Source organism: Polaromonas sp. P3_C2 (assembly GCF_056402675.1).
Genome location: NZ_JBFUGX010001171.1, coordinates 1 through 698, shown reverse-complemented (window position 1 = coordinate 698; position 698 = coordinate 1). Strand labels below are relative to the sequence as shown.

The following is a 698-nucleotide window of genomic DNA, read 5'->3' as shown; positions in this document are numbered from 1 at the left end:
CCGCCACGTCGGTCTTGGGGTCGGCGCCCAGCACCTTGGCGCGGTATTCGCGCCGGTCGGTCAGCTTGACGGTGACCTCTTTTGCATCGCGCACCACGTGGGCGTTGGTCAGGATGATGCCGTCGGGGCTGACGATGAAGCCCGAACCCTGACCGCGTGTGGGCATTTCCTGTTGCTGGCCGCCGCGGCCGCCACGGGCCCCCGGGCCCTGCTGGAAGCGTTTGAAGAATTCGAAGAACGGATCACCGGAGGGCGTGTCGTCGTCATCGCCGTCGTCCTGTGCCATCGGGGAGTCGTTTCGTACTTTGGTGATGCCGGTCACGCTGATGTTGACGACCGCCGGGCCGTAGCGTTCGGTGATCTGCGAGAAGTCGGGCAGGGCCATGGGCACCGAGGCTGTGGTGCCGGCGGTGATGGCCGGGGGGACGGCTGCCGTGGCGGCAGGGTGCACAGCATTAAGCGCACTGACGCCGGCGCCACCGATGGCGCCCGCAGCCAGAAGTGCAGCGACAAGCCGGGTATTTTTCAATGCTTCAGATTTCATGGATGGGCTTCCTTGCGTTGAGGGCACACACCGGTGCCGATGGGTACAACTATGGGGCGGCAGCCTTAGGCGGGGCTTAAATTTGCGCGACACAGGAAGGGCAGCGCTGCGGGCGTGAATTTTGATAAAAAGTGGCTGTAGACCACAATAGTAC

1 protein-coding gene is annotated in these 698 nt (G+C 63.8%); it reads right to left on the bottom strand.

Translation table 11 applies throughout. The features are described from left to right. The coding region (locus tag AC1DWI_RS25395; RefSeq protein WP_477726217.1) for a trypsin-like peptidase domain-containing protein at positions 1-544 on the bottom strand (544 nt) is incomplete at its 3' end. Between the last annotated feature and the right edge of the window lie 154 nt (positions 545-698).